Source organism: Actinosynnema sp. NPDC023658, assembly GCF_040639995.1.
Lineage (GTDB): Bacteria > Actinomycetota > Actinomycetes > Mycobacteriales > Pseudonocardiaceae > Actinosynnema.
In genome coordinates this window covers 1-19,990 of record NZ_JBFAAX010000075.1, presented here as the reverse complement: position 1 = coordinate 19,990, position 19,990 = coordinate 1, and the positions used below count along the sequence as shown (strand labels likewise).

Here is a 19,990-nt window from a genome sequence, read left to right as displayed (position 1 = left end):
GCGGCCTCCAACGGCAGGTCGAGGCGGCGCAGGACGCCGGCCAGCACGTCGAGCACCATCGCCCGCCGCCACGGCTCGTCGGCCGGCACCAGGCCCAGCGCCACCTCCAGGTGACGGCGGGCGGCCTCGGTCTCGTCCAGCCGCGCGCACACCTGACCCAGGCGGTACCGGACGGGCACGACCACGTCCGGGTCGACGTCGCCGCCGTCGATCACCCGCACCGCCTCTTCGAGCGCCTCGGCGGCCTCCACGAACCGGCCGGACTTGAGGTAGCCGCCGGCCAGCGCGTAGCAGGCCTTCGCCACGTCGTCCGGCACGCCGACCTCGTGCCCGGCGGTGACCGCGTCCCGCAGCTCCGCCAGGTGCTCGGCCTCCAGGCCGAGCCGTTCGACCGACGCCACCCGCTGCCGGTGCGCCTCGGCCGTCCACGGCCCGCGCGGCGAGCTGAACGAGCCGACGAACTCGGCGGCGGTCGCGGTGGCGGCCTCGTCGCCCCGCACCGTCTGGATCTTCAGCAGCAGCCGGAGCGCGTCGAACCGCACCGACGCCGACTTCTCGCCACCCAGGACGTCGACCACCTCGGCGTGCGCCTCGTCGAGCTGCCCGGTCGTGGCCAGGAACTGGGCCCGGTCGCACCGCGCCCGCGACAGCAGCTCGGGCACCTCGGCCGCGGCCAGCTCCACCGCCTCGGCGGTCAGCACGCCCTGCTCGTCGTTCTCCTCCGCGTCCGCCAGCAGGTCGGCCAGCAGCAGCCTGGTGAGCACCCGCGTGTACGGGGTGCCCGCGACGTCGGCCTCGGCCAGGCACGTGCGCGCGAGCTGCGTGCACTCCGCCAGGCCGCCCTCCTCCGCGCGCAGCCCCGCGCCGCGCGCCCGGAACCGGTTGGCCAGGTCGTGCTCGCCGCACGCGGCCAGCCGGTCGACCGCCGCCTCCAGCTCGGCCAGCACCTCCGCCTTCGGCCGCACGTGCCCGCCCGCGATCGCCCGCCGCGCCGCGACCAGCGCGCCCCGCGACTCGGGCAGCAGCGGGTCGAGGTCCGCCGGCAACGACCGCAGCAGCCTCATGCCCACGATGAACTCGCCCTGGTCGAACGCGTCGCACATCCGCCGCGCCAGCTCCACCGGGTCCGCGACCGCCACCGGCTCCTCGTCCGCGTCGTCCGCGGGAGCGGGCGGCGAGGCGACCGGCACGACGAGCTGCACCGGGATCGTGTCGGGCGCGGACAGCGTCCGCCGGATCCGGGTGCTCACCGCGTCACTGCCGTTGCGCCGGTCGAACCGGGCCGCGATCTCCAACGCCTGCGCCTCGAGCAGCTCGCGCAGCTCCGGCGCGGACATCACCACCGACCGCCCGTCGCGCGGCACGGCGAACTCCTCGTCCGGCGACACCCGGCTGAGCAGCAGCGCCGCGCCCGCGGCGAAGTGCATGGCCCGGGACGGGCTGGTCGAGTGGTGCACCCGGTGCAGGTGGCCGCGCAGCAGCTCCACGCCGCGCCGCACGTTGCCCGACGTCGCGCAGAACTCCAGGTGGTCGTCCAGGTAGCCGCCGACCAGGTCGTCGCGGACCAGCCGGTACGCCACCACGTGCGCCTGCCGGGCCCGGTCCACCTCGCCCAGCGCCACGAACGCGGGCGTCAACGTGGTCAGGATGCCCTGCGGCTGGGTCGCGCAGCCCGTGTCCTGCGCCAGCTGGTGCTCGGCGTGGGCGACCGCCTCGGCGTGCCTGCCCTGCCGGATCAGGTGCCCGGCCTGCTCCTCGACGACGCACGCCTCGCAGTCGCTCATCGGCCCGCGGTCGACCGCCAGGTACCGCGCGAAGTGCTCGCGGTAGGCCTCGTCGTCGCCCACGTGCGCGGCCAGGTCGGCGCGGGCGCCGTGCACCGGCTGCATCGAGTACCCGAGCCGCTGGTAGCGCTCCGCCAGCTGGTCGACGAACGAGCCGATCTGCTCCAGCGTGAACCTCGGGTCCGCGATGAGGCCGCTGACGATCCACTTGTGCGCCCAGTCGTAGCTGTGCGTCTCCCACTCGTCGAACGCCGTGGGGTCGCGCTGCTCGGCCGCGCCGCACCAGGCGAACGGCGCCAGCATCAGGTCGTAGCGGCCCAGGTCGTAGGCGGAGCGGATCAGCGCGATCCGGCAGCTCACCGCCAGCGGCAGGTGGTCGTGGGCGTCCGCGGCGCGGGCCGCGCGCTCCAGCGCCTCGTGCCGCGCCATGCCCTCCGGCATGTGGTAGGCCTCGACGAACTGCCGCTCGGCGGCTTCCTTGTCCTCGTTCACAGCGGCATCACCCTTTTTGGCTACCCACGGCGCGGTCCAGCAGTTCCAGGAACGAACGGTTCAGCGCCGCGGTGTCCTTCGGGCGCATCGGCCGCCGTGCCTGCAGCAGCGCGTGCACGTACAGCGACTCCACCGTCAGCTCCACCAGCGCCGGGTCGGTCAGCTGCGCCAGCCGGCGCACCAGCGGGTTGCGGCAGTTGAGCACGAGCCGCTGCGCGGCGTCCGACGACGACTCGACCAGGCTGCCCAGCAGCTCCGCCCACAGCGGGTCGGCCTGCTCACCGACCTGCTGCGCGTCGCGCTTGCGCTCGGCCTCCACGTTCGTGACCAGCAGCGCGGGCAGCGAACCCGGGTCGAAGTCGCGCGGCACGGCCTCGCAGTCGTGCCGCTCCAGCACGTCCTTGGCCAGCACGAGCCGCTCGCGCACCGCGCGCTCCAGCTCGGGGTCCGGGTCGTCCAGCGCGGCCAGCACCTCGTTCGGCGCGACCCGGCGCGCGGCGGCGGGGCCGTCCAGCGCGACCAGCCGCTCCATGATCTCCGCGTCGTAGGCGTAGCCCGCGTTGACCAGGCCCATGCCCTGCGCGTGCGCGACCGGCGCGAGCTGCCGGAACTCGTCCACGTCCGGCACGTGCGCGATGGTGCCGTGCTTGCGGCGGAACTGGCGCAGCGACTGCGGGCCGTCGGTGGTCTCGAACGGCAGCCACCGCTCGACCAGCCGCAGCATCTCGTCGTCCACCCGGGCCAGCGACTTGATGCCCAGGTGGTGCGCGTCCAGCAGGGCCTGCGTGCGGCCGGGGTCGGTCGCGTCGAGCCGGACCAGCCAGTCGCGGACCTGGCGGCCCAGCTCCTCGCGCACGACCAGCAGCGTCTCGTCCTGGTAGAGCGACTCGCGGCTCGCGGTCGGCCGCAGCGACGTCGAGTCGACCACGCAGCGCACGAAGTACGCCCACTCCGGCAGCAGGCCCTCGATGGCGTCACCGACGAGCATCCGCTTCAGGTAGACGCGGTGCGACTGGCGGGCGCCGGGGTGCACGCCGCGCGGCAGCACGTAGGCCACGCCGCGCAGGCCGACGGTCGGCACCTCGACCGGGATCGCGTCGAACGGCCGGACGCCCAGCACCCGCTCCCCGTACGCCACCGCGTCCTCGACCCACGGCAGCTCGCCGTGCGTGACGACCTCGGCGCCGACCCGCACGGTCACCGGCAGCAGCTCGCCGTACTCGGTGACCAGCGCCTTGACCACGTCGTGCTCCAGCCAGTGCTCGGCGTCGCGGTGCGGCACGAGCTCGATGGTGGTGCCGACCGGGATGTCGGCCCCCGCGCCGTCGGCCGGGGTCGGGTCGTCGGGCCCCCCGACGACCACCACCTCGTAGTTGCCCGCGGCGTCGGCCGTCCACCGGACCGCGGGGCCGCCCTTGGCGGACCGGCTGACCAGCCGGATGCGCTCGGCCACCAGGAACGCGGACAGCAGGCCGACGCCGAACTGGCCGAGGAAGCCCTGGCGGGCGAAGCCGAGGTCGTCGCGCTTGGACGTGCGGCCGAGCGTGGAGAGCAGGTCGTGCACCTCGCGCTCGGTGAGGCCGATGCCGGTGTCGGAGATGCGGAAGGTGCCGCCGGAGGACCCGACCGGCTCGATCACGACCTCGCCCGGCGCGTCCGGCTGGAGCGCGCGGCGGGCGGTGATCGCGTCCACCGCGTTCTGCAGGAGCTCGCGCGCGTACACGCGGGGGCTGCTGTAGAGGTGGTGGCTGAGCAGGTCGATGATCCCGCGCAGGTCGACACCGAAGGTGTGTGCCATGGGACTGGAGTTCACCTCGGGTCAGGTCACGGGGACGGACGATTCTAAGGGTGCGCCGGCGGCTTGTGACCCGGTTTTCCGCTGATCGCCCGCCGGGGTCCTGCTCGCGCCACAAGACTGCCACGCCCCACCGACAATTCCGCCCGGCCGCCGTCCGATCGCACGCGGCGGGGGTGGCGGAGGGGCGGGTCGGGGGGCGGCGGTGGGGCCGGCGGTCGGCCGATCACCTAGGATCGGACCGCTGCTCCGCATGCCTTGCGGAGGGCTGACCACCTGTGTCCGTGACGGGAGCTGTCCACCAACCATGTCCGGAGCCAACGACCCGTACGACCCCAAGCAGGTAGCGGCGCTCTCCCAGGAAGCGCTCGACGCGGCGGTCGAGCAGGCTCGTGAGGCGTTCGCGAAGGCGGCCGACCTCGATGAGCTCGCCGCCGTCAAACCGGGCCACCTGGGCGACCGCTCGCCGGTGCTGCTGGCGCGGCGCGAGATCGGCGCGCTGCCGCCGGCCGCCAAGGCCGCGGCGGGCAAGCGGGTGAACGAGGCGCAGAACGCGGTCAAGGTCGCGTTCGAGGAGCGCCGCGCCCGGTTGCAGGCCGAGCGCGACGAGCGGGTGCTGCGCGAGGAGGCGGTGGACGTCACGCTGCCGTGGGACCGGGTGCCCCGCGGCGCGCGCCACCCCATCTCCACCCTCGCGGAGCGGACCGCCGACGTGTTCGTGGCCATGGGCTACGAGGTCGCGGAGGGCCCGGAGCTGGAGACCGAGTGGTTCAACTTCGACGCGTTGAACTTCGGCAAGGACCACCCGGCGCGGACCATGCAGGACACGTTCTACGTGGCGCCCGCCGACTCGGGCCTGGTGCTGCGCACGCACACCAGCCCGGTGCAGGCCCGCACCCTGCTCGACCGCGAGCCGCCGATCTACGTGGTGTGCCCCGGCCGCACGTTCCGCACCGACGAGCTCGACGCCACCCACACCCCGGTCTTCCACCAGGTCGAGGGCCTGGCCGTGGACAAGGGCCTGACCATGGCGCACCTGAAGGGCACGCTCGACGCGTTCGCCCGCGCCATGTTCGGCGAGGACTCCAAGACCCGCCTGAGGCCCAGCTTCTTCCCGTTCACCGAGCCGTCCGCCGAGGTGGACGTGTGGTTCCCGGAGAAGAAGGGCGGCGCGGGCTGGGTCGAGTGGGGCGGCTGCGGCATGGTCAACCCGAACGTGCTGCGCAACTGCGGCGTCGACCCGGACGTGTACTCCGGGTTCGCGTTCGGCATGGGTCTGGAGCGCACGCTGCAGTTCCGCAACGGCCTGCCCGACATGCGGGACATGGTCGAGGGCGATGTCCGCTTCACCCAGCCATTCGGAACGGAGGTCTGACCGGTGCGCATTCCGGTTACCTGGCTGGTCGAGAACCTCGAGTTCGCCGAGACGCCCACGCCCGAGCAGCTCGTCGAGGCCTTCGTGCGGATCGGCATCGAGGTCGAGGACGTCCACACGCTCGACTCCGTGACGGGCCCGCTCGTCGCGGGCCGCGTGGTGGAGGTCGAGGAGCTGACGGAGTTCAAGAAGCCGATCCGCTACTGCCAGGTCGAGGTGGGCCCGGACCAGGTCAACGGCATCGTCTGCGGCGCGTCGAACTTCCAGGAGGGCGACACGGTCGTGGTGGCGCTGCCCGGCGCGGTGCTGCCCGGCGACTTCGCCATCTCCGCCCGCAAGACCTACGGCCGGACCAGCGAGGGCATGATCTGCTCGGCCCGCGAGCTGGGCCTGGGCGACGACCACTCGGGCATCATGGTGCTGCCCAGCGGCACCGCGCAGCCCGGTGACGACGCGATCGAGCTGCTGGGCCTGGGCGACACGGTGATCGAGGTCGCGCCGACCCCGGACCGCGGCTACGCGTTCTCCGTGCGCGGCCTGGCCCGCGAGATCGCCTGCGCGTTCGACGTGCCCTACCGCGACCCCGGCACGGCCGAGGTGCCCGAGGGCGAGGGCGAGGTGCTGCCCGTCCGCATCGAGGACCCGGCGACGTGCTCCCGGTTCGTGGCCCGCCGCGTGAGCGGTGTCGACCCGACCGCGCCGACGCCGTGGTGGATGCGGCGGCGGCTGATGCTGGCGGGCATCCGGTCGATCTCGCTGCCGGTGGACGTCACCAACTACGTGATGCTGGAGCTGGGCCAGCCGCTGCACGCGTTCGACGCGTCGGCGGTCAAGGGCGGCCTGGTGGTGCGGCGCGCGGCGGCCGGCGAGAAGCTGACCACGCTGGACGAGCAGGTCCGCGCGCTGGACCCGGACGACATCGTGATCGCGGACGACAGCGGCGTGGTCTCGCTGGCCGGCGTGATGGGCGGCGCGAGCACCGAGGTCACCCCGACCAGCTCGGACATCCTGCTGGAGGCGGCGAACTGGGACCCGGCGTCCATCGCCCGCACGGTGCGCAGGCACAAGCTGCCCAGCGAGGCCGCGAGGCGGTTCGAGCGCACGGTGGACCCGGCGTTGGCGCCGGTGGCGCTGGAGCGCGCGGCCCGGCTGCTGGACATGTTCGGCGACGGCAGCATCAAGCCCGGCCGCACGGACGTCGGCACGCCCGCGCAGCCGAAGCCGGTGACGATGCCGATCAACCTGCCCGACCGGGTCGCCGGGGTGAACTACGCCCGCGGCGTGACCGCGCGCCGGCTGGGCCAGATCGGCTGCCAGGTCGAGGTCACCACCGGTGACGACGGCGCGACCATGGTCACCGCCGTGCCGCCGACGTGGCGCTCGGACCTGACCCAGCCCGCCGACCTGGTGGAGGAGGTGCTGCGGCTGGAGGGGTACGACACGATCCCGTCCACGCTGCCGCCCGCACCGGCCGGTCGCGGGTTGACCGAGCAGCAGCGCCGTCGCCGCACGGTGGCGCGCGCGTTGGCGGAGGCAGGTTTCGTCGAGGTCAAGCCGTTCCCGTTCGTGGCGCCGTCGGTGTTCGACGCGCTCGGGTTGCCCGAGGGCGACGTGCGGCGCAACACGGTCAGCGTGCTGAACCCGCTGGAGTCGGACAAGCACGCGCTGGCCACCACGCTGGTGCCGGGGCTGCTGGAGGCGGTGCAGCGCAACCTGGCGCGCGGCCAGAAGGACCTCGCGGTCTACACGGTCGCCCAGGTGACGCTGCCGCGCACGCAGCAGGTCCCGGTGCCGCAGGTGGGTGTCGGCCAACGGCCGTCGGACGCGCAGGTGGCGTCGTTGCTCGCGGCGCTGCCGCAGCAGCCGGTGCACGTGGCGGCCGTGCTGGCGGGTCACCGCGAGCAGGCGGGCTGGTGGGGCAAGGGCAGGCAGGCCGACTGGGCGGACGCGGTGCAGGCCGCGCGGCTGGTCGGCCAGGCCTACGGGGTGGAGCTGACCGTGGTCGCCTCCGACCTCGCGCCGTGGCACCCCGGCCGGTGCGCCGAGCTGCGCGTCGGTGACTGGCCCGTGGGCCACGCGGGCGAGCTCCACCCGAAGGTCGTGGAAGCGCTGGGGCTGCCGAAGCGGACCGTGGCGATGGAGTTGGACCTGGACGCGTTGCCGTTGAGCGACAACAGGCCCGCGCCGGTCGTGTCGGCGTACCCGCCGGTGCTGCTGGACGTGGCCGTGGTCGTGCCGGCGGAGGTGCCCGCCGAGCAGGTGGCGCGGGCGCTGCGCGGCGGCGGTGGGGCGCTGCTGGAGGACGTCCGGCTGTTCGACGTCTACACCGGTGACCAGGTCGGTGAGGGCAAGCGGTCGCTGGCGTACTCGCTGCGGTTCCGCGCGCCGGACCGGACGCTGACCGTGGAGGAGGCGACGGCGGCGCGCGACGCGGCCGTGGCCGCCGCCGCCGAGCGCTTCGGCGCGGCGCTGAGAGGCTGAGCGCGACGTCCCGGACCCGCACTGGTGCGGGTCCGGGATTAGCCCTCCCGGGTGAATCACTCGGCGGTCGAAGTAGCGGGAACGTGCAGGTGAGGATGCGTCGGGTGACGTGTCAAGAGGTCCAAAGACCTTTCTTTCCGGGTCGGCTTGGTCCTTGCGCCGAGGTTGAACGTTCTCCAAGATTGGCTTCGCGGCCCGCTGGGCCGAGGGGCGAAGCGATGAACCGCCGGGCGAGTCTGGTCGCCGGTCCGACGGGGAGCTAGCGGCGAACCCACCGCCTGGAGCAGCAATCGAGTGAGGTTGCCTCATGCGCAGCTTGGGCCCGCGGATGGAAGTCGCCGTCGCCATGACCATTCTCGGCGTGGGTGCGGCCGTGGTGGCTGCCATGCACCTGACCTGGCCGGAACCGGAACTGCCCGCGATGGCGTACTCGGTGAGCGGCGGTGAGGCGGGCGTGATCGGCCTCGAACCGTTCGAGATCGACGACGTCTCCGGCGGTGCGGTGGAGCTGACGCCGGGCAGCGAGGGCGCGCGCCTGGTGCGGCTGTCGAACCCGAACAACGTGGACATCGTGGTGCTGACGCTGGAGGCCCAAGCCGGGCAGCCGCTGGACGAGGCGCAGAACCGGGTGCCGGAGTGCCCGTCCGGGGTGCTGACCGTGGTGCCGATGGCGGAGCCGGTGGCGATCCCGCCCGCGGGGTCGGTCGAGGTGGAGATGGTCGTGCAGATCGCGCACGACGTGCCGAGCGCCTGCACGGACGCGGTGTTCCCGCTGACCTACTCGGGCCGGGCCGCGCGCGCCTGAAACTTCGAAGCCCTTGAAGGCCCTGCCGGTTCGGGAAACCTGAAGGCCCGCAGGGGCTTCACCGCCTCGCGCCTCGACGGGCCGGACCGCCACGTCGAGTCCGTCCACCGCGACACCGCGGAACGCCGCAGTGCGCGGCGTCGCGATGTGCGAGGCTTTCGGGCATGAGCGAGTACGACTACGACCTGGTCGTGATCGGGTCGGGCCCCGGCGGGCAGAAGGCCGCCATCGCGGGCGCCAAGCTCGGCAAGCGGGTGGCGATCGTGGACCGCCCCGACATGGTGGGCGGGGTGTGCGTCAACACCGGCACCATCCCGTCCAAGACGTTGCGCGAGGCGGTGATGTACCTGACCGGCCTGAGCCAGCGCGACCTGTACGGCGCGAGCTACCGCGTGAAGCAGGACATCACCATCTCCGACCTGCTGGCCCGCACGCAGCACGTGATCGGCCGCGAGGTCCAGGTCGTGCGCGCGCAGCTGCACCGCAACCAGGTGGAGCTGCTCACCGGCACGGGCCGGTTCGTCGACCCGCACACGATCGCGGTGGACGGCGCGCACCGCGGCGACCACCACACCGTCACCGCCGAGCACGTCGTGATCGCCACCGGCACCCGTCCCGCTCGACCGGACCAGGTCGACTTCGACGAGGTGCGGGTGCTGGACTCCGACGAGGTGCTGGCGCTGGAGGAGATCCCGTCGTCGCTGGTCGTGGTCGGCGCGGGCGTGATCGGCATCGAGTACGCGTCGATGTTCGCCGCGCTGGGCTGCCGGGTGACGGTGGTCGAGCAGCGCGACCGGATGCTCGACTTCTGCGACCCGGAGATCGTGGAGTCGCTGAAGTTCCACCTGCGCGACCTCGCGGTGACGTTCCGGTTCGGTGAGAAGGTCGTCAACGTCGACGTGTCCGAGACCGGCACGGTGACCACGCTCGCCAGCGGCAAGCGCATCCCGGCCGCCGCGGTGATGTACTCGGCGGGACGGCAGGGCAACACCGAGTCGCTGGACCTGCACAACGCGGGCCTGGAGGCCGACCACCGCGGCCGGCTGAGCGTGGACGAGCACTACCGCACGCCCGTCGAGCACATCTACGCGGTCGGTGACGTGATCGGCTTCCCGGCGCTGGCCGCCACGTCGATGGACCAGGGCCGCCTCGCCGCCTACCACGCGTTCGGCGAGCAGGCTCGCGAGCTGTCGGCGTTGCAGCCGATCGGCATCTACACGATCCCGGAGATCTCCTACTGCGGTGCGACGGAGGCCGAGCTGACGTCGTCCTCGGTGCCGTACGAGGTGGGGTTGGCGCGCTACCGCGAGCTGGCGCGCGGCTCGATCGTCGGTGACGCCTACGGGATGCTCAAGCTGCTGGTGTCCACTGTGGACCGCAAGCTGCTCGGCGTGCACCTGTTCGGCACCGGCGCGACCGACCTCGTCCACATCGGTCAGGCGGTCATGGCGTGCGGCGGCACGGTGGACTACCTGGTGGACACGGTCTTCAACTACCCGACGCTGTCCGAGGCGTACAAGGTGGCCGCGCTGGACGCCACGAACAAGATCCGCGCCCTGGAGCGGTTCAAGCCGTAGCGGTCCCGGGTCAGGCGGGCAGCCGGTCGAGGAAACCGGCGATCAGCGGCGCGATCCGGGGCAGCTCCTCCTCCAGCGCGAAGTGCCCGGTGTCGAACACGTGCAGCTCGGCGTCGGGCACGTCGCGCAGGTAGGCCTCGGCGCCGTCCTCGGTGAAGATCGCGTCGCCGCGTCCCCAGACGACGAGCGTCGGCGGCCGGGCCGTGCGCAGCCACCGCTGCCACTCGGGGTAGCGGGCGACGTTGGAGCGGTAGTCGAGCGCGAGGTCGACCTGGATGTCGGCGCGGCCGGGCAGGTCGAGGAAGTGCTGGTCGAGGGTCCAGCCGTCGGGGGAGACCAGGTCCGGGTCGGTGGTGCCGTCCTCGTACTGGCCGCGGGTGAACGGCAGCGTGGTGAACTCCCGCGCAACCTCGCGGTCGTCGTTGGCGACGAACGCGCGGGCCGCCTCGGACAGTCCCTCGGTGTAGGCGTTGGCGTTCTGCACGACCAGGCCGGTGATCAGCTCGGGCCGCCGCACGGCCAGCCGGAAGCCGACCGGCCCGCCGAAGTCGAACGCGTACAGCGCGAACCGGCGCAGGCCCAGCGCGTCGACGAACCCCTCCACGGTCTCGGAGAGGCGGTCGAAGGTGTGCGTCCCGTCGAGGTCGGCGCTGTGCCCGAAGCCGGGGTAGTCGGGCGCGACCAGGTGGAAGCGGTCACCGAGCGCGTCGATCAGCCGGCGGAACTGGTGCGAGGCGCTGGGGAAGCCGTGCAGGAGCAGCAGCGTGGGCGCGGCGGCCGGGCCCGCTTCGCGGTAGAAGACCCGGACGCCGTCGACGTCCACGTGCCGGTGGAACACCCTGGGGATCATGCGGCGACAGTATCTAATGGTTGATGCGGGTTCAACCGTTAGAACAGGGAGGTGACGAGGTGCAGTCGCGTGTTGTCGACGTCCTGCAGGGGCGGGACGAGCAGCGTGGGCATGCCGAGGTCCACGCCGGCGCCGTCGTGGGTGGCGCGGTCGCCCACCATCAGCGTCTCGCCGGGCGCGGTGCCCAGCTCGTCCAGCGCGATGCGGAAGATCGCCGGGTCGGGCTTCACCACGCCGTGCTCGAAGGACAGCACGAACGAGTCCACCGGCAGGTCCCCGAACGCGGGCCGGATGTCGAAGTGGATGTCGCTGAGCACCCCGATCCGCACGCCCCGCTCGTGCAGCCCGCGCAACGTCGGCCCGGCGTCCGCCGCGAACGGGTTGAACGCCGGGTCGGACTCCACCGCGTACAGCGAGTCGGCCAGCTCGTCGTCCAGCCCGGCGGCCCGGAACCCGTCGTAGTACGTCCGGCGGTGCAGCTCCGCGTCCGCGTCCACGCCGGGCACGTCCAGCCGCGCCGGGTCCAGGGTCGAGGCCACGTCGGCGGCCCGGTCGGCGTCACGCCCGATCCGCCGCAACGCCTCCGCCACCCACCCCCGGAACGTCGGGGTCAGCACCAGCGTCCCCCGCCAGTCGAAGATCACGGCCCGCAGCCGGTCGGCCATGTCGCCTCACTTTCCGTAGTTCACGACTCACTCGGGTGAAGGCTGCCGCGTCACTCCGCCGCGTGACTACGGTCTTTCGCACGAACCCCGACGGTTGGAGCCGGCATGGCCGCGACGCCGACGACGCCCCTGCACTTCCGACGAGCGGGCTTCGACCCCGCTCCCGAGCTGGTGGAGGTGCGCGAGCGGGACCGCGTGCGCCGGGTCGACTCGCCGCTGCTGGACGGGCCGGTGTGGCTGGTGACCCGGATCGAGGACGTCCGCCAGGTGCTCGGGGACCCGAAGCGGTTCGGCAACTCGGCGCGGCACCTGGTGCCGGGCGCCCCGCCGTTGAGCGAGGAGGAGCTGGCGGCCGTGCGGCCGGGCAACCTGCTGGCGTTCGACCCGCCCGAGCACACCCGTCTGCGCAAGGTGCTGGCGCCGGAGTTCACCGTCCGCCGGATGCGCCGGCTGGAACCGCGCGTCCACGAGATCGTGCGCGACCACCTCGACGCGATGGAGGGCCAGGGCCCGCCCGCCGACCTGGTGGCCGACTTCGCGCTGCCGGTGCCCGCGCTGGTGATCTGCGAGCTGCTCGGCGTGCCGTTCGAGGACCGGCACGACTTCCAGGAGCGCTACACGAGGTACTTCGACTCGTCGCTGTCGTTCGAGGAGCGGCTGTCCGTGCTGTACGAGTCGAAGGCCTACCTGGCCGGGCTCGTCGCGCGGGCCAGGGTCGAGCCGGGCGACGACCTGCTGGGCGTGCTCGCGCGCGACGAGTCCGCCGGCCTGGACGACCGGGAGATGGTCGGCATCGCGGACCTGCTGCTGCTGGCCGGCCACGAGACCACGGCCAACATGCTCGGCCTGGGCGCGCTCGCCCTGCTGCGCCACCCCGACCAGCTCCGCCTGCTGCGCGACGAGCCCGAACGCGCCGACGCCGCCGTGGAGGAGCTGCTGCGGTGGCTGACGGTCGTGCACACGGGCGTGCCGCGGGTGACGACCACCGAGGTCGAGGTGGGCGGTCAGGTCATCGGTCCCGGTGAGCTGATCGTCTGCTCCTTGCCCGCGGCCAACCGCGACCCCGGCCTCGTGCCGGACCCGGACGTGCTCGACCTCACCCGTGACGCGGGCAGCCACGTCGCGTTCGGCCACGGCGTCCACCACTGCATCGGTGCGCCCCTGGCCAGGATGGAGATGCGGATCGCGTTCCCGGCCCTGGTGCGCCGGTTCCCCGGGCTGCGCGCCGTGGGACCGGAACCGGAGTACCGCTCCCAGCAGGTCGTCTACGGCCTCGGGGCGCTGCCCGTGACGTGGTGACGCGGGTCAGCGTGGCCTGGAGGTGGCGTGGCCCAGACCCGCGATGACCGACAGCACCAGCCCGACGAAGAACAGGCCCATACCGGTGCGGATGCCGTCCGGCACCCCCTCGACCCCGCTGCTCCCGGTGGGGTACGGCGTGCCGCCGTCCCGGACCTCGAAGACCTGGACGTCGGTGGCGAAACCGCCGCCGTGGGGGAACCCGCCGGTGTCCACCAGGCCGAACTCCGGCTTCGGGGCGGTGAAGCCGCCGAAGACCGCCAGGCCGAAGACCGCCAGCCCCGCGAGCGCGGTGAGCGCGCCCACCCAGGTGAGCACCTTCACCCACGTCGGCGCGGTGGCCAGGTCGAGGTGGCGGCGGCGCCGCCGTCGGCCGTGCCAGTCGTCGTGGAAGTCGTGCTCGTGCCAGTCGTCGTCGTGGAAGTCGTGACCGGACGAGTGGCCGTGCGGATCGTCGTGCATCGAAGTCCCCCGTTCCCCCTCGATCAGGGATAGCACGGTGGTCCGGGACGGCACGGCCGTTCGGGGAAGTGCGGCGTCCCGAAACTGATTTGAGTGACTTTGCATCAGCGTGCATACTTATCCGCATGACGGTACGGATCGCGGTCGCCGGGGCCAGCGGGTACGCCGGGGGAGAGGTGCTGCGCCTCCTGCTCGGGCACCCGGACGTGGAGATCGGCGCGCTCACCGCCGGCGGCAACGCGGGCACGAAGCTGCTCGCCCACCAGCCGCACCTGCTGCCGCTGGCCGACCGCGTGCTGGAGGAGACGACCGCCGAGACCCTCCGCGGCCACGACGTCGTCTTCCTCGCCCTGCCGCACGGCCACTCGGCCGAGATCGCCGCGCAGCTGGACGACGACACGCTCGTCGTCGACTGCGGTGCCGACCACCGGCTCACCGACCCCGCCGCCTGGGACCGCTGGTACGGCGGCACGCACGCGGGCAGCTGGCCCTACGGCCTGCCCGAGCTGCCCGGCCTGCGCGACGAGCTGCGCGGCGCCCGCCGGGTCGCCGTCCCGGGCTGCTACCCGACGGTGTCCTCGCTGGCCCTGGCGCCCGCGATGGGGCTGGTCGAGCCCGAGGTGACCGTCGTGGCGGTGTCCGGCACGTCCGGCGCGGGCAAGTCGCTCAAGCCGAACCTGCTCGGCTCCGAGGTGATGGGCTCGCTCAGCGCGTACGGCGTCGGCGGCGCCCACCGGCACACCCCGGAGATCACGCAGAACCTGTCCCGGGTCGCCGCCGGACCGGTCAGGGTCTCGTTCACCCCGGTGCTGGCGCCGCTGCCGCGCGGCATCCTCGCGACCTGCTCGGCGGTCCTCAAGGACGCCGGCACCGACGTCCGCGCCGCCTACGAGAAGGCCTACGCCGACGAGCCGTTCGTGCACCTGCTGCCGGAAGGCCACTGGCCGACCACGGGCGCGGTGCTGGGCTCGAACGCGGTGCAGCTGCAGGTGGCCGTCGACCGGGACGTGAACCGGCTCGTCGTCGTCGCCGCGATCGACAACCTGGCGAAGGGCACCGCGGGCGCCGCGGTGCAGTGCATGAACCTGGCACTCGGCCTGCCGGAGACCACCGGCCTGTCCACCGTGGGAGTAGCACCGTGAACCGCAACAAGGGCGTCACCGGGCCGGGTGGCTTCAAGGCCGCCGGCGTCGCGGCCGGCATCAAGGAGTCCGGCGCGCTGGACCTGGCGCTGGTCGTCAACGAGGGGCCGGGCCAGGCCGCCGCGGGCGTCTTCACCACCAACCAGGTGAAGGCCGCGCCCGTGCTGTGGTCGCAGCAGGTGCTCCAAGAGCGCAAGCTGCGCGCCGTCGTGCTGAACTCCGGCGGCGCGAACGCCTGCACCGGCCCCGAGGGCTTCCAGGACACCCACGCCACCGCCGAGAAGGTGGCCGAGGTGCTGGACGTCGGCGCGATCGAGGTCGCGGTGTGCTCCACCGGCCTGATCGGGGAGCGCCTGCCGATGGACAACCTCACGGCGGGCGTGGAGAAGGCGGCGCAGGCGCTCGACTCGACCGACCAGGCCGGGCTCGACGCCGCCACCGCGGTGATGACCACCGACAGCCACCCCAAGCAGAGCTGGCAGGACCACCCGGACGGCTGGTCGGTGGGCGGGTTCGTCAAGGGCGCGGGCATGCTCTCGCCGAACATGGCCACGATGCTCAGCGTCATCACCACCGACGCGGTCCTCGACGGCGACGCCCTGGACGCCGCCCTGCGCGCGACCACCGCCAAGACCTACGACCGGCTCGACGTGGACGGCGGCACGTCCACCAACGACACCGTGCTGCTGCTCGCCTCCGGCGCCTCCGGGGTCGCCCCGACCGCCGAGCAGTTCGCCGAAGTCCTCACCGCGGTGGCGAACGACCTGGTCAAGCAGCTCCAAGGCGACGCGGAGGGCGTGACCAAGGAGGTCTCGATCACGGTCAACGGCGCGCTCACCGAAGCCGAGGCGGTCGTCGTCGCCAAGACGGTCGCGGAGGACAACCTGGTCAAGACCGCGCTGTTCGGCTCCGACCCGAACTGGGGCCGGATCGCGATGGCCGTCGGCCGCTCGCAGGCCACCGTGGACCAGCACAAGCTCGGCATCACGATCAACGGCGTGACGCTGTTCGCGGACGGCCACAAGGCCGCCGACCGCGCCGAGGCCGACCTGTCCGGCCGCGACGTCGAGATCGTCGTGGACCTCAACCTCGGCGACGGCACGGCCACCGTGCTCACCACCGACCTGTCGCACGGCTACGTCGAAGAGAACAGCGCGTACAGCTCGTGACCGCCGACAACCACCAGGCGCGGCAGAAGGCCGCGGTGCTGATCGAGGCGCTGCCCTGGCTGCAGCGGTTCCGCGGCGCGGTCGTGGTCGTCAAGTACGGCGGCAATGCCATGGTCGACGACGAGCTCAAGCGGGCGTTCGCGCAGGACATGGTGTTCCTGAAGCTGGCCGGCCTGCACCCGGTCGTGGTGCACGGCGGCGGTCCGCAGATCGCCGCGATGCTCGGCCGGCTCGGCATCGAGAGCGAGTTCCGCGGCGGCCTGCGGGTCACCACGCCGGAGGCCATGGACGTGGTCCGCATGGTGCTGGTCGGCCAGGTGCAGCGCGAGCTCGTCGGCCTGATCAACTCGCACGGCCCGTACGCGGTCGGCCTGTCCGGCGAGGACGCCCACCTGCTCACCGCCGCACGCCGAGCCGCCATCGTGGACGGCGAGCCGGTGGACATCGGCCTGGTGGGCGACATCGTCGAGGTCAACCCGGACGCGGTGCTGGACATCGTGCGCGCCGGTCGCATCCCGGTGGTGTCCACGGTCGCGCCGGACGCCGACGGCGTGGTGCACAACGTCAACGCCGACACGGCGGCGGGCGCGGTGGCGGTGGCGCTGCGCGCCGAGAAGCTGGTCGTGCTCACCGACGTCGAGGGCCTGTACGCGGACTGGCCGGACAAGAGCTCGCTGCTGCACCGGGTGCACGCCGAGCAGCTGGAGGAGCTGCTGCCGCGCCTGGACACCGGCATGGTGCCGAAGATGGAGGCCTGCCTGCGCGCGGTGCGCGGCGGGGTCCCCGAGGCGCACGTGATCGACGGCAGGCTCGCGCACTCGGTCCTGCTGGAGGTCTTCACCTCCGAAGGTGTCGGAACGATGGTCACCGCCGGCCCGACCGGCGACCGGACTGGGGCGGACGAGTCATGAACGACCAGCAGCGGTGGCAAGCCGCGATGATGAACAACTACGGCACACCCGGCCTGACGCTGACCCGCGGCACGGGCGCGCACGTCTGGGACGCCGACGGCAACCGGTACCTGGACCTGCTGACCGGCATCGCGGTCAACGCGCTCGGCCACGCGCACCCGGCGATCGTGGCCGCCGTGACCGAGCAGATCGGCAAGCTCGGCCACACCTCGAACCTCTACATCAACGAGCCCGCGCTGAAGCTCGCCGAACGCCTGCTCGACCTGTCCGGCGTGGACGGTGACGGCCGGGTCCTGTTCTGCAACTCCGGCGCCGAGGCCAACGAGGCCGCGTTCAAGCTGAGCCGCCGCACCGGCCGCACGAAGGTCGTGTCGACCGAGGGCGGCTTCCACGGCCGCACCATGGGCGCGCTGGCGCTGACCGGCCAACCCGCCAAGCGCGACCCGTTCGAGCCGCTGGTGCCCGGCGTCGTGCACGTCCCGTACGGCGACGTGGCGGCGCTGGAGGCCGCGATCGACGACGAGACCGCCGCGTTCTTCGTCGAACCCGTCCAGGGCGAGAACGGCGTGGTCGTCCCGCCCGAGGGCTACCTCCAGGCGGCCCGCCGGATCACCGCCGAGCACGGCGCCCTGCTCGTCCTGGACGAGGTGCAGACGGGCGTCGGCCGGCTCGGCACCTGGTTCGGGTTCCACCAGGTCGGGATCGTCCCCGACGTGATCACCCTGGCCAAGGGCCTCGGCGGCGGCCTGCCGCTGGGCGCGTGCATCGCGGTCGGCCCGGCCAAGGACCTGTTCGAGCCCGGCCAGCACGGCACCACGTTCGGCGGCAACCCGGTGTGCTGCGCCGCCGCGCTCGCGGTGCTGGACACGATCGCCGCCGACGGCCTGCTGGAGCACACCTCCGCGGTCGGCAAGGAGATCGCGACCGGGATCGAGGCGCTGGACCACCCGCTCATCTCCGGTGTGCGGGGCGCCGGCCTGCTGCTCGGGATCACGCTGCGCGAGGCGGTCTCGGCGAAGGCCGCGGCGGCCGCGCAGCAGGCCGGTTACTTGATCAACCCCATCCAGCCCGACGTCATCCGGCTGGCGCCGCCGTTGGTGCTGGAGGAGGCCGACGCGCACCGGCTCGTGGCCGACCTGCCGTCGTTCCTCCCGAACCCAGGCCAGGAGCCGTGATGGTGCGCCACTTCCTGCGTGACGACGACCTGACCCCCCAGGAGCAGGCGGCGGTCCTCGACCTCGCCGACGACTACAAGGCCGACCGGTTGACCGCCAAGCCGCTGGCCGGGCCGAAGTCCGTGGCGGTGATCTTCGAGAAGAACTCCACCCGCACCCGGCTGTCGTTCGAGGTGGGCATCGCCCAGCTCGGCGGCAACCCGGTGATCATCGACGGCCGGTCTATGCAGCTCGGCCGGGAGGAGACCATCGAGGACACGTCCCGGATCCTGTCCGGGTACGTCGACGCGGTGATCTGGCGGACGTTCGCGCAGAAGCGCATCGACGCCATGGCGTCCGTCTCCCGCATCCCGGTGATCAACGCGCTGACCGACGAGTTCCACCCGTGCCAGGTGCTGGCCGACCTCCAGACGATCCGGCGCGTGCACGGCGGGCTCGCCGGCCTCACCGTCACCTACCTGGGCGACGGCGCCAACAACATGTCGCACTCGATGCTGCTCGGCGGCGTCACCGCGGGCATGCACGTGCGGATCGCCGCGCCGGCGCTGTTCCAGCCGCTGCCGTGGGTGCTCGACGCGGCCCGCGAGCGCGCCGCGGAGACCGGCGGCTCGGTGCGCGTCATCGAGGACCCGCGTGAGGCGGTGGACGGCGCGGACGTGCTGGTCACCGACACGTGGACGTCCATGGGCCAGGAGAACGACGGCCGCGACCGGATGCGCCCCTTCCGGCCCTACCAGCTCAACGCCGACCTCGTGGCCGCGACCGGCGTGAAGACGACCGTGCTGCACTGCCTGCCCGCGCACCGCGGCCAGGAGATCACCGACGACGTGCTCGACGGGCCGGACAGCGCCGTGTGGGACGAGGCGGAGAACCGGCTGCACGCGCAGAAGGCCCTGCTCGTGTGGCTGCTGGAGAACTCGGACCGGGACGCAGCGGGAACCGTGCGATGACCCGGACCGCGCGGCAGGCCCGCATCGTCGAACTGGTCGCCCAGCGCGCCATCCGCAGCCAGTCGGAGCTGGCGAAAACGCTTGCGGTGGAGGGCATCGAGGTCACCCAGGCCACGCTGTCGCGCGACCTGGACGAGCTGGGTGCGGTGAAGCTGCGCGGACCGGACGGCGGCGCCCCCGTCTACGTCATCCCCGAGGACGGCAGCCCGGTGCGGGGGGTGCAGGGCGGCACGTCCCGCCTGACCCGCGTGCTGGGCGAGCTGCTGGTGTCGGTGGACCACTCGGGCAACCTGGCGGTCCTGCGCACCCCGCCCGGCGCGGCCCAGTTCCTGGCCAGCGCGTTGGACCGGGCGGCGCTGCACGACATCGTCGGCACCATCGCCGGCGACGACACCATCCTCGCCGTGGCGCGCGAACCCCTCACCGGCGCGGACCTGGCCGCCCGCGTCACCGCGCTCGCCGCCGGCGAGGAGCCGCTGCCACCGGGGGACGCCGATGAGTGAGCGGGTCGTCCTCGCCTACTCCGGCGGTTCGGTCGACCTCGGCCGCCTCGGCGCGGAGGTCGTCGCCGTCGTGGTCGACCTCGGCCAGGGCGGCGTGGACCCCGGGACCCTCCGGCAGCGCGCGCTGGACCGCGGCGCGGTCGAGGCCGTCGTGACCGACGCCCGGGACGAGTTCGCGGACCGCTACTGCCTGCCCGCGCTGCGCGCCAACGCCCTCCAACCGGTGTCCGCGCTGTCCCGGCCACTGGTCGCGGAACACCTGGTGGAGACCGCGAGGCGGCACGGCGCGACGACCGCGGCCCACGACCGCACCGGCGACGACCGGGTCCGCTTCGAGACCTGCGTCGGCGCGCTCGCACCCGACCTGGAGGTCGTCGCCTGCGCGGGGGAGCGCACCCCGCCGGTCGACGTGGTCCGCCCGCGGACCGAGCCGGACGACTTCGACGAGCTGGTCCTCACGTTCGACCGCGGCCGCCCGGTCGCCGTCGACGGCGAGACCGTGACCGTGCTGGAACACTCGTTGACTTGAGTGAGGGCTCACTCATAAGCTGGAAC

The 19,990-nt window shown here is 73.1% G+C and carries 16 protein-coding genes and 1 pseudogene; 12 read left to right on the top strand and 5 right to left on the bottom strand.

From position 1 onward, the window contains the following. Together AB0G02_RS12140 and AB0G02_RS12135 are read right to left on the bottom strand one after the other, a co-directional pair. Positions 1 to 2,276 (bottom strand): hypothetical protein (locus tag AB0G02_RS12140; RefSeq protein ID WP_360792900.1); only part of this gene is annotated, 2,276 nt, incomplete at its 3' end. 7 nt (positions 2,277 to 2,283) lie between these two features. Further along, a complete protein-coding gene (locus tag AB0G02_RS12135) occupies positions 2,284 to 4,074 on the bottom strand; it encodes an HSP90 family protein (protein WP_360792898.1) in 1,791 nt (596 codons plus the stop codon). A gap of 304 nt (positions 4,075 to 4,378) precedes the next feature. On the opposite strand from AB0G02_RS12135, the gene pheS reads away from it, so the two are divergent. From pheS to sthA, 4 genes are all read left to right on the top strand, one after another. Further along, positions 4,379 to 5,446, top strand: coding sequence for a phenylalanine--tRNA ligase subunit alpha (pheS, locus tag AB0G02_RS12130; protein WP_360792896.1), 1,068 nt, complete (start codon positions 4,379 to 4,381; stop codon positions 5,444 to 5,446). A 3-nt stretch (positions 5,447 to 5,449) separates the two neighbouring features. Beyond that, positions 5,450 to 7,927: a phenylalanine--tRNA ligase subunit beta gene (gene pheT / locus AB0G02_RS12125; protein ID WP_360792894.1), complete on the top strand. Its 2,478-nt coding sequence runs from the start codon at positions 5,450 to 5,452 to the stop codon at positions 7,925 to 7,927. 307 nt (positions 7,928 to 8,234) lie between these two features. Further along, positions 8,235 to 8,732, top strand: coding sequence for a hypothetical protein (locus AB0G02_RS12120; RefSeq protein WP_360792892.1), 498 nt, complete (start codon positions 8,235 to 8,237; stop codon positions 8,730 to 8,732). A gap of 164 nt (positions 8,733 to 8,896) precedes the next feature. Next, on the top strand, positions 8,897 to 10,309 hold the full coding sequence (gene sthA, locus AB0G02_RS12115; protein ID WP_360792890.1) for a Si-specific NAD(P)(+) transhydrogenase: 1,413 nt from the start codon (positions 8,897 to 8,899) through the stop codon (positions 10,307 to 10,309). A 10-nt stretch (positions 10,310 to 10,319) separates the two neighbouring features. Here sthA and AB0G02_RS12110 read toward each other — a convergent pair whose 3' ends face one another. Together AB0G02_RS12110 and AB0G02_RS12105 are read right to left on the bottom strand one after the other, a co-directional pair. Next, complete coding sequence (locus AB0G02_RS12110) at positions 10,320 to 11,159, bottom strand: alpha/beta hydrolase (protein ID WP_360792888.1); 840 nt, start codon at positions 11,157 to 11,159, stop codon at positions 10,320 to 10,322. Positions 11,160 to 11,197: 38 nt separating this feature from the next. After that, positions 11,198 to 11,824 carry an HAD-IA family hydrolase gene (locus tag AB0G02_RS12105; protein ID WP_360792886.1) on the bottom strand — a complete coding sequence of 209 codons (627 nt, stop codon included), beginning with the start codon at positions 11,822 to 11,824 and terminating at the stop codon, positions 11,198 to 11,200. 105 nt (positions 11,825 to 11,929) lie between these two features. Here AB0G02_RS12105 and AB0G02_RS12100 point away from each other — a divergent pair, with 105 nt between their 5' ends. After that, the gene (locus AB0G02_RS12100) at positions 11,930 to 13,123 is read left to right on the top strand and encodes a cytochrome P450 (protein ID WP_360792884.1); all 1,194 of its coding nucleotides are present in this window, start codon (positions 11,930 to 11,932) and stop codon (positions 13,121 to 13,123) included. A 6-nt stretch (positions 13,124 to 13,129) separates the two neighbouring features. On the opposite strand, the gene AB0G02_RS12095 is transcribed toward AB0G02_RS12100, so the two are convergent. Further along, on the bottom strand, positions 13,130 to 13,585 hold the full coding sequence (locus AB0G02_RS12095) for a hypothetical protein (RefSeq protein ID WP_360792882.1): 456 nt from the start codon (positions 13,583 to 13,585) through the stop codon (positions 13,130 to 13,132). Between the two features lie 125 nt (positions 13,586 to 13,710). Here AB0G02_RS12095 and argC point away from each other — a divergent pair, with 125 nt between their 5' ends. The 7 genes and pseudogenes from argC to AB0G02_RS12060 all read left to right on the top strand — a co-directional run. Next, positions 13,711 to 14,727, top strand: a complete 1,017-nt coding sequence (argC, locus tag AB0G02_RS12090; RefSeq protein ID WP_360792880.1) for an N-acetyl-gamma-glutamyl-phosphate reductase — start codon at positions 13,711 to 13,713, stop codon at positions 14,725 to 14,727. After that, a complete protein-coding gene (gene argJ, locus AB0G02_RS12085; RefSeq protein ID WP_360792878.1) occupies positions 14,724 to 15,896 on the top strand; it encodes a bifunctional glutamate N-acetyltransferase/amino-acid acetyltransferase ArgJ in 1,173 nt (390 codons plus the stop codon). Before argC ends, argJ begins: the two co-directional genes overlap by 4 nt. Beyond that, on the top strand, positions 15,893 to 16,807 hold the full coding sequence (argB, locus tag AB0G02_RS12080) for an acetylglutamate kinase (protein WP_360792876.1): 915 nt from the start codon (positions 15,893 to 15,895) through the stop codon (positions 16,805 to 16,807). Before argJ ends, argB begins: the two co-directional genes overlap by 4 nt. Continuing rightward, a complete protein-coding gene (locus AB0G02_RS12075) occupies positions 16,804 to 17,982 on the top strand; it encodes an acetylornithine transaminase (RefSeq protein WP_360792874.1) in 1,179 nt (392 codons plus the stop codon). The genes argB and AB0G02_RS12075 overlap by 4 nt, the downstream gene beginning before the upstream one ends. Continuing rightward, positions 17,982 to 18,932: an ornithine carbamoyltransferase gene (gene argF / locus AB0G02_RS12070; protein WP_360792872.1), complete on the top strand. Its 951-nt coding sequence runs from the start codon at positions 17,982 to 17,984 to the stop codon at positions 18,930 to 18,932. Before AB0G02_RS12075 ends, argF begins: the two co-directional genes overlap by 1 nt. After that, entirely contained in the window at positions 18,929 to 19,435 is a 507-nt protein-coding gene (locus tag AB0G02_RS12065) for an arginine repressor (RefSeq protein WP_360792870.1), read from the top strand. The genes argF and AB0G02_RS12065 overlap by 4 nt, the downstream gene beginning before the upstream one ends. After that, positions 19,428 to 19,814 (top strand): annotated as a pseudogene (locus AB0G02_RS12060) (argininosuccinate synthase domain-containing protein); the annotation flags it as partial. The gene AB0G02_RS12065 and the pseudogene AB0G02_RS12060, both read left to right, overlap by 8 nt. Positions 19,815 to 19,990 lie beyond the last annotated feature (176 nt).

Coding starts and splice junctions, on each gene's coding strand:
- AB0G02_RS12075 (WP_360792874.1), top strand. CDS start 16,804: ATGAACGACCAGCAGCGGTGGCAAGCCGCGATGATGAACAACTACGGC.
- AB0G02_RS12120 (WP_360792892.1), top strand. CDS start 8,235: ATGCGCAGCTTGGGCCCGCGGATGGAAGTCGCCGTCGCCATGACCATT.
- pheS (WP_360792896.1), top strand. CDS start 4,379: ATGTCCGGAGCCAACGACCCGTACGACCCCAAGCAGGTAGCGGCGCTC.
- AB0G02_RS12105 (WP_360792886.1), bottom strand. CDS start 11,824: ATGGCCGACCGGCTGCGGGCCGTGATCTTCGACTGGCGGGGGACGCTG.
- AB0G02_RS12065 (WP_360792870.1), top strand. CDS start 18,929: ATGACCCGGACCGCGCGGCAGGCCCGCATCGTCGAACTGGTCGCCCAG.
- AB0G02_RS12135 (WP_360792898.1), bottom strand. CDS start 4,074: ATGGCACACACCTTCGGTGTCGACCTGCGCGGGATCATCGACCTGCTC.
- argF (WP_360792872.1), top strand. CDS start 17,982: ATGGTGCGCCACTTCCTGCGTGACGACGACCTGACCCCCCAGGAGCAG.
- argC (WP_360792880.1), top strand. CDS start 13,711: ATGACGGTACGGATCGCGGTCGCCGGGGCCAGCGGGTACGCCGGGGGA.
- AB0G02_RS12095 (WP_360792882.1), bottom strand. CDS start 13,585: ATGCACGACGATCCGCACGGCCACTCGTCCGGTCACGACTTCCACGAC.
- AB0G02_RS12110 (WP_360792888.1), bottom strand. CDS start 11,159: ATGATCCCCAGGGTGTTCCACCGGCACGTGGACGTCGACGGCGTCCGG.
- sthA (WP_360792890.1), top strand. CDS start 8,897: ATGAGCGAGTACGACTACGACCTGGTCGTGATCGGGTCGGGCCCCGGC.
- AB0G02_RS12100 (WP_360792884.1), top strand. CDS start 11,930: ATGGCCGCGACGCCGACGACGCCCCTGCACTTCCGACGAGCGGGCTTC.